At 70.3% G+C, this 8,006-nt stretch carries 7 protein-coding genes and 1 pseudogene; 6 read left to right on the forward strand and 2 right to left on the reverse strand.

Features of this window, described 5'->3' with window-relative positions:
- The first annotated feature begins 154 nt into the window (after nucleotides 1-154).
- From ACZ6S5_RS31745 to ACZ6S5_RS31760, 4 genes and pseudogenes are all read left to right on the forward strand, one after another.
- Nucleotides 155-898, forward strand: a pseudogene (locus ACZ6S5_RS31745) (transposase family protein).
- Nucleotides 899-998: 100 nt separating this feature from the next.
- Nucleotides 999-1,997: an RNA polymerase subunit sigma-70 gene (locus ACZ6S5_RS31750; protein ID WP_466005919.1), complete on the forward strand. Its 999-nt coding sequence runs from the start codon at nucleotides 999-1,001 to the stop codon at nucleotides 1,995-1,997.
- A gap of 5 nt (nucleotides 1,998-2,002) precedes the next feature.
- Nucleotides 2,003-2,299 (forward strand): hypothetical protein, encoded by a 297-nt coding sequence (locus ACZ6S5_RS31755; RefSeq protein WP_466005920.1) that lies wholly within the window; start codon nucleotides 2,003-2,005, stop codon nucleotides 2,297-2,299.
- Nucleotides 2,296-2,751 carry a DUF6069 family protein gene (locus tag ACZ6S5_RS31760; protein ID WP_466005921.1) on the forward strand — a complete coding sequence of 152 codons (456 nt, stop codon included), beginning with the start codon at nucleotides 2,296-2,298 and terminating at the stop codon, nucleotides 2,749-2,751. The genes ACZ6S5_RS31755 and ACZ6S5_RS31760 overlap by 4 nt, the downstream gene beginning before the upstream one ends.
- A gap of 98 nt (nucleotides 2,752-2,849) precedes the next feature.
- Here ACZ6S5_RS31760 and ACZ6S5_RS31765 read toward each other — a convergent pair whose 3' ends face one another.
- The gene (locus ACZ6S5_RS31765; RefSeq protein ID WP_466005922.1) at nucleotides 2,850-3,380 is read right to left on the reverse strand and encodes a PfkB family carbohydrate kinase; all 531 of its coding nucleotides are present in this window, start codon (nucleotides 3,378-3,380) and stop codon (nucleotides 2,850-2,852) included.
- 197 nt (nucleotides 3,381-3,577) lie between these two features.
- On the opposite strand from ACZ6S5_RS31765, the gene ACZ6S5_RS31770 reads away from it, so the two are divergent.
- Nucleotides 3,578-4,774: an epoxide hydrolase family protein gene (locus ACZ6S5_RS31770; protein WP_466005923.1), complete on the forward strand. Its 1,197-nt coding sequence runs from the start codon at nucleotides 3,578-3,580 to the stop codon at nucleotides 4,772-4,774.
- 484 nt (nucleotides 4,775-5,258) lie between these two features.
- Here the strand turns inward: ACZ6S5_RS31770 and ACZ6S5_RS31775 are convergent, their stop codons facing one another.
- Nucleotides 5,259-6,470, reverse strand: coding sequence for an MFS transporter (locus ACZ6S5_RS31775; RefSeq protein ID WP_466005924.1), 1,212 nt, complete (start codon nucleotides 6,468-6,470; stop codon nucleotides 5,259-5,261).
- 71 nt (nucleotides 6,471-6,541) lie between these two features.
- On the opposite strand from ACZ6S5_RS31775, the gene ACZ6S5_RS31780 reads away from it, so the two are divergent.
- Complete coding sequence (locus ACZ6S5_RS31780) at nucleotides 6,542-7,519, forward strand: ArsR/SmtB family transcription factor (RefSeq protein ID WP_466005925.1); 978 nt, start codon at nucleotides 6,542-6,544, stop codon at nucleotides 7,517-7,519.
- Nucleotides 7,520-8,006: the final 487 nt, after the last annotated feature.

Consider the following 8,006-nt stretch of genomic DNA (forward strand, 5'->3'; position numbering starts at 1 on the left):
GATGCCCCTGTTGCACATCCGCCCGCAGGCCGCGGCGGATGCGAGCGTTCAACGGCATATTTCCGTCTTCGGCGGCTCGGGCAGACCCTGGGCCGCTTATCAAATCTTTGGCCCGTGGCCCGTGGGCGATGATCAAAGAGCCATTTCCAACCTGATGGTTCGGTTCAGTGGCGTGGTGAAAGTCGGTAGCCGGGTCAGGCGAGGCTCCCGGAAAGACAAGCGCCGACTCGACCCCGGCCGGCAGGCCCCTGCTCGGCCCTGGCCCGCCTGCGCAACGGCGACACCCTCACCCGCCTGGCCGCCGGATACCAGGCCCAGATTGCCACCGCCTGGCCCATATATTCGCGAGGCGATCACCTTGCTCGCCGTGACCGCCAACGACCTGCACCAGGCGATGACCAGGATCCGGCTGCTGGCCTACGTCATCCTCGACGGCACGCTGATCTCGAAAGACCGCGTGCACGATCAGAAGCCGTACTACTCCGGGAAGCACCGACGGCACGGGATGAAGGTTGCAGGTAATCGCCAATGCGGCCGGACGCCTCGCCTGGACGCCGGCGGCACTTCCCGCCTCGGCACACGACCTGCTGCTGCGCGAAATCATCGCCGCGTTGACCAACGCTGACGTGATGGCCTTCGCGGACAAGGCGTATCAACGCGCCGGCGGTTCCGTGCGTACCCGTTCAAGCGGCACCGCTACCGGCCGAAGCTGTCGAGCCGGCAGAAGGCCGTGAACAAGGCCCCTCGCCCGGCTCCGCTGCTGGGGCGAACGCGCCGTCGCCACCCTCAGGACCTGAAAATCCTGACCAAGTTGCGCTGCAGCGCCTCCCGGACGACCGCAATGGTGCCGGCCATCCTCGTTCTCCACCACGTCGAAAACCCGACCTGCCAAGGGTGACAAGCGCTCACTGGATCAGCCATGCCGACTGGGTGATGAGTAGTCGCGCCCGCACCCGTCACACCTACGACGGGACACGAGGAGACGGAAGGATGACGTGATGAGTGCGGACACGCGACTGGAGGAGCTGGGCGTGAGCGGTCTGGGCGAGGTCGACGAGTCGGCGTTCTCGGGGCTGGCGGAGCGGCACCGGCGGGAGCTGCACGTGCACTGCTACCGGATGCTCGGGTCGTTCGAGGACGCCGAGGACACCGTGCAGGAGACGTTCCTGCGTGCCTGGCGGCGGCGGGAGACCTTCGAGGGCCGGTCGACGTTCCGGGCCTGGCTGTACCGGATCGCGACCAACGCCTGCCTGGACCTGCTCGCCAAGTGCCGCCCGGAGCCTGCGACCGGCGGCGAGGTGCGGTGGCTGCAGCCCTATCCGGACCGGTTGCTCGACGAGCTGCCCGCGGGCGACGCGGATGAGCCGGAGACCGTCGCGGTCGCGCGGGAGACGATCGAGCTGGCGTACCTGGTGGCGGTCCAGCACCTCGCGCCGCGCCCGCGGGCCGTGCTGATCCTGCGGGACGTGCTCGGCTGGCCGGCGAAGGACGTCGCGGAGCTCCTCGGGGACTCCGTCAACTCCGTGAACAGCGCGCTGCAGCGGGCCCGCGCCGGCATGCGGGAGCACCTGCCCGCCGAGCGGCAGGACTGGACCGGCGGCGAGGAGGACGCCGCGACGCGGGAGCTGGTGCGCCGCTTCACCGACGCCAGCGTCGCCACGGACATCCCGGCGCTCACCTCGATGCTGCGCGACGACGTCCGCTGCTCGATGCCGCCCACGCCGGGCCTGTACGTCGGCCGCGACGTGGTCGTGAACAGCTGGATCGAGGACGGCTTCGAAGGCATGACGGGTCTGCGTGCCGTCCCCACCGCCGTGAACCGGCAGCCCGCCGTCGCCTTCTACCACTGGCGGAAGCGGGAGGGCGCATACCTGCCGCTGACGATCGACGTCCTGCGCGTCACCGGCGGAGCGATCACCGAGATCGTCATCTTCCACGACGACCAGTTCCCGCGGCTCGCGCTGCCGGAGCGCCTGCCGGCGGACGGCACGGAGTAGTCCCGGTGTGGACGCTCGCGCTGCGCGGTGGCGCGCGTGTCGCGGTGGTCGCCGCGGAGTGGGACGACGCGTTCGCCGTCGTCACCCGCGGGCGGGTGCAGCTTGAGCTGCGCGACGGCGAGCCGGGGCCGGTCCTCGGGCGCGGCGCCGGGTTCTGGTTCCGCGGCACCGGCGTCCGCGCCCTGCGCAACCCCGGCCGTCGCACGGCGACGGTACGCATCGTCACCCCGAGGGCCACGACGGTCACATTCCAGTCAACGCACCCCGTACGCCAGTTACCGAATGACGGAGGAACGACATGAACAGCATGAATGACACCGGGGTCGTCGCAGGCCCAGCATCGGGCCAGACCAGCCACACCCACCGACTCCGCGGGCTCGCCGGCACCGGCTTCATCGCCACGCTCGCAGCGATGGTGGCCACCACCCTCGCCGCTGCGCTCGCCCAGGCCGTTGGCGTCGACTTCGAGGTCCCCGATGGTGGCGAGACGATCCCGTTGCCCGGGTTCGCCGTGGTGACCGGCTTCTTCTCGGTCGTCGGCATCGTCATAGCCGTCGCTCTTCTTCGCTGGAGCGCTCGCCCCGCCGAGCGATTCGTGTGGACGGCGGTGTCGCTAACCGCGATCTCATTGATCCCGCCCCTCCTCTCCGGGGCAAACACCGCCGCCACCACCACCCTCCTCGGACTACACCTCGTCCCAGCGACGGTGATGATCCCCACCCTGGCACGCAGCCTCCGCACCCGGACCGATTGACGATCCCGCAACGGAACAACGCGCGGCGCAAGGGCGTGCGCGAACGCACTAACGTGGCCCCCGGTGCTGCCACCCTCCATTCCAGGTCCTTCTTCTGGTCAATTCGAAAGCTGGTGCGGCCGGCACGGTACCGTTCGGGTATGCGTCCGTCGTCGGAGCCTCGACGGACCCGCTCTCGACCGACCAGGCGATCGCACCCCAGTCGTTGACCGTCGCGCTGCGGACCGTTCGCAGGGTGGTGGCCACCACGGCGAAGTTGTCGTACTCCACGCGTCGGTGTCGGGCACCTCGAAGCCCAGCGACGCGGTGAAGTCCTCCTCGTTGCCGATCATCACGTCGACGTAGCGGGCGAGCCGCTGGTTGACCTCCCGAGCCCGCGCCTGCCCGCCGATCGCCTGCCACAGTCTGGGCCGGTAGTTCAGGTCGTACGAGATGATCGTGCCGTGCCGGCGGGCGGCCTGCGTCGCCGCCTCGATGGTGTCGGGGTTGGTGGCGGACAGCGCGGCGTAGATGTCCCCGGTGTGCAGCCAGCGCACCCCCAGGGTGCCGAAGAGTCGGTCCCAGTCGACGTCCTCGGGGTCGCAGCAGGCTCGCGGCGGTGTGCCCGCGGTCCGAGGTGCCGACGGCACCGCGTACACCGAAACTCCGCTCGGTGAAGTTGAGGCCGCTCCGCGCCCGGTGGGCACAAGTCAGTAGGCGGGTCCAGGCCGGCCCCAGGCGCGAAATCGCGTTCCGGTCCGCCGGTCGCCGGGCCGGTGCGAGACTGGCCGGGTGCCAGCCCCGCCGGCGCCCGGCGCCGGCCGACCCGAAGCGGCAGGTGGAGGACATGTCCGACGGCAATGAAATCCGATCGTTCCGGCTCGATGCGCCGGAGGAAGCGATTGCCGACCTGCGTCGCCGGATCGCGGCCACGCGCTGGCCCACGCGAGAGCTGGTCCCCGATCGTTCCCAGGGCGTGCAGCTGGCGACGGTCCAGGAGCTGGCCCGCTACTGGACGACCGATCACGACTGGCGCGCGTTCGAGGCGAAGCTGAACGCCCTGCCGCAGTACACGACCTACATCGACGGCGTCGAGATCCACTTCATCCACGTGCGGTCGCAGCACGAGAACGCCCTACCGTTGATCATGACGCACGGTTGGCCAGGCTCGGTCGTCGAGCTGCTCGGGGTCATCGGCCCGCTCACCGACCCGACCGCGCACGGCGGGCGGGCCGAGGACGCCTTCCACCTGGTGCTGCCCTCCTTGCCCGGCTATGGCTTCTCCGGCGAGCCGACCGAGCTCGGCTGGGAGAACGGCCGCATCGCTCGGGCGTGGGCGGAGCTGATGGACCGCCTCGGCTACACGCGCTACGTCGCCCAGGGCGGCGACGTGGGCGCCGCCGTCACGGACGCGATGGGCCGCCAAGGACCCGAGGGGTTGCTCGGCATCCACGTCAACTTTCTCGCCGGGGCGATCGGTATCAAGGACCAGCTGCCGGCGAAGTCCGAGCAGGAACACGCGGCGCACGACGCGCTCGACACGTTCACGAAGGACGGCTTCGGCTACTTCCTGGAGCAGTCCACCCGGCCGCAGACGATCGGCTACTCCCTGCTGGATTCACCCGTCGGGCTGGCGGCCTGGATGCTCGACCACGATACGGACAGCTACTACAAGATCGCGCGCGCGTTCGTCGACGGTGAGCCCGTGGGCGGCCTCACCCGGGACACTGTCGTCGACAACATCACGCTGTACTGGCTGACGGGCACCGGGGCCTCGGCCGCCCGGTGGTACTGGGAATTTGGACGGTTTTTGGCCGCAGCCCAAGCGGCTGGCCAGGCTCCTCCGCCGGTCTCGGTTCCGGTCGGCTTCACGACGTTCCCCGGCGAGCTGTGGGCTGCCCCGCGCAGCTGGGTCGAAACGGTCTACCCCAACCTCTCGTACTTCAACGAGGTCGGCAAGGGCGGCCACTTCGCCGCCTGGGAGGAGCCGGAGCTCTTCGCCACCGAGTTGCGGGCCACTTTCCGGCCGCTGCAGAAACCCTGAGCCCGCTTGACTGCACCACTGTGTATCGGGCTGGGAGGGGTGGCCTGAGCGATCGCGGAACGCTATGACGTGTCCTGGGCGACGGCGAAACGCCGGGTGGTGCGCTGTGCCGAGCTCGGGCCCGAAGGGATGGCCGATCGGTCCGCGGTGTTGGCCCGATGCCGGGTCGACCGGCTGTCGCACGTCGGCCGGCGCACCGGGGAACCCGCGCGCCGATGCGAGCATGATCAGCGCGATGCTGCACGTCGACCTCAAACGCTCGACCACATCCCCGACGGTGGCGGCTGGCGCTATGTCGGCCGTATCCAGGGCGAGCACAATCCGAGGCGACCGCCCGCCACACCGGCGCCCGTAACCGGTAGTACCTCGCCGCCGGGCTGCCCGACAAGCCGTAGCGGGCGTCGCCGCCGCGGCACCGACCGCCGCGCGTTCGCCGAACCACTTTGATCTTGCAGGTCTCAAGCCTCAACATCCCGATCTGCCGTTAGAGGGTGTGGGCAAGGCGGCGGTGAAGGACTGGCAGCAACCGCATCAGGATCAGCGCGCCCAGCACGCCTGTCAGCGCCGACGACCACCACAGCGCGGCCGGGCCGACCGAGGCGAACAGGGCCGTCGTCAGGGCCGGTCCGGCCAACCGGGCCAGGGATCCGGCCCACATCATCGCGCCCTGGTAGCGCCCCTGCGCGTGGGCCGGGGCGAGGTCCGCGGCGATGCCGCCGGCCACGACGCCTCCGGCCACCTCACCAACGGACCAGATGACTGCGCTGAGCGCGTACCCGATGGGGGTGTGAACGAGGCCGGTGGTCGCGATGCCGATGCCGACGACGGCCCAGGCCCCGGCGAGCACGTGCAGACGGCCAAACCGGGCCAGGCGCGGATAGAGGACCGGCTGCAGCACCACGACGAGGACCGCGTTGACGACGGCGACCGCGCCGAACACGGCCGGGCTGAGGTCGTCGAGGCGGATCGAGAGCGGGATGGCGTACTCGGTCAGACTGTAAACGACCTCTTGGGCGAAGCTGAGCATGATGAAGACGAGCATGAGCCGGTCGGCGAACAAGACGCGGTAGCCACCCCGCTCCTGGGAAACCCGCGCGCGAGGCACCCGTGGGATGCCCACGGCAGCAATGACCGCGAAGATCAGGCACGTCACCGCGTCGATCGCGAAGAGCAGTGCGTAGCCGCGGGCGGCGAGGAAGCCGGCCATCGCCGCCGCGCCCGCCGCACCGATGTTGAACGCCCAGTGCATCAGGCTGAACGCGCGGGTCCGGCGCTCGCCGGTGACCGACGCGGCGACCAGGGCGTTCGCGGCGGGCGGGTAGAGCTTGCCGGTGACCCCGACCAGAATCGCGCCGACCGTCATCAAGGCCATGGTCGGCGCGACATAGAGGGCGCCGAGCGCGGCCGGCGCGGCGGCCAGGCCCACGATGAGTGCCGTCCGCGGCCCGACACGGTCGGCAAGCCAGCCGCCCGCCACCGACCCGGCCGCGCCGCCCAGCCCGAGCGCCACGACGATCGTGCCGGTGGATGCGGCGGAGACACCCTTGGCGCCGAGGAAGAAGACCAGGAACGGCACGACCATGGTGCCGATCCGGTTGGCCAGGGTCCCAGCGGCGACGATCCAGAACGTGCGGGGAAGGCCGCCGAAGAGCGCGTTCTCGGCGCGGCTGGGGGCGAGGGCCGTGGTCGTTGTCATGCCGCTAGCCTCGGCCGACCCGATCTTGCGGAGTACTTTTTTAGCCCCAGCCGAATGTTGAGGGGGTAGCCGTGCTCACGCTGGAGTTCTCCACCGGGGATTTGGCCCGGATCCGCTTCGCCCTGTCCTGCCTGTGGGAGGTCGCGTCCAGCTACCACGTCCTGCAGGCCCCGGAGAACCATGTCGTCCAGCGTCCATGGGTCGACCGTGTGCTGCCCGAGGTTCGCGCGGCCGGTCTCGGCCCCGGCAGCCTACTCGCCGGTCTCATTCCGCCCGGCCCACGCTATATGCCCGACTTCCTCACCCCGCCCTCGGCCACGCTCAACCCGGTCTTGGCGGACGAGATGGAGGTCCTGCTCGCCACGCCCCACGATGTGGTACGCGCAGAGCTCGATCTGATCGAGGCGCCTCGGACCGCAGAGGTTCAGCGGCTGTATGACGACCCGGCCTCGGGGTTGCCCCGTCTCGCCACCGAGATTCGAACTTATTGGACGATCGCCCTCGCCGAGCACTGGCCTCGGATGAAGGCCCTGCTCGAGGCGGAGGTCTTCCACCGGGCGCGGCTGCTCGCCGAGGAAGGCGCCTTCGGGCTGCTCAACCGGCTGCACGACACCATTGGCTGGCAGGACGACACGTTGTCGATCGCCCACAGGATGTGCGGCGGTGAGGTCCCGCTCAGCGGCAACGGGCTGCTCATCGTCCCGGCCGTCTTCGTGTGGCCCGCCGTGCGTACCGTCACCTCGGCGGAGAACCCGCAGCTCGCGTATCCGGCGCGGGGGATCGCGACGCTGTGGGAGAGCGCTGCACCGGCTCCGGAGGCGCTCGCCGCGGTCATCGGCAAGAGCCGCGCTCAGCTGCTCGTCGAGCTGGCCGTACCACTGTCAACAACGAGCCTCGCCCGGCGTATGGGTATGTCGGCCGGCGGCGTCTCGCAACACCTGAGCGCGCTCCGGGCAGCCGGCCTCATCACCGCACACCGGTCGGGACACGCGGTGCTGAACATACGGACGCCCGCAGCCGACACGCTGCTAGCCGCGGGCGCCGCCTGATTGGCCGGGTACGGCCAGGCTTCGGGCCGCTACAGAGGCGTCGCACCATCGCCGAGCGCGACGCGAAACTGGCCCGCTACTGGGCGGTGTTCGAAGTCGGCGCAGACCCGGCCGTCACGTCGTACACGGTCCGGCCACGGCCGGGGAACGGCGTCCAGCGCGACGTCGTGGGAGAGGGCCTGGCGGTTGGTGACGGTGAGACTCTCCGTGGCCGTGCGATAGCCGTAGCCGACGCTGGTGACGGTGTACGTACCGGCCGACAGGAGCGGCCGAGGCATCGGTGGTCACGGTGCGCCGGCCGCTCTCGCCGGTCGCGGTGCTGGCGCTACCGGGATGCGGGCCAGTGCTCCGCCCTTTAGGGCGGGGGTGAAGGCCCGCGCGGGAGGGCCGGCTAGGCCCGAGCGTGCTCTAAGCCGGCCGGTTCTGCTGCTCGATGTACTGGCGCAGGACAGTCAAGGGTGCGCCGCCGACGGACCCGGCGAAGTAC

Source organism: Micromonospora sp. NPDC051924, from assembly GCF_055586005.1.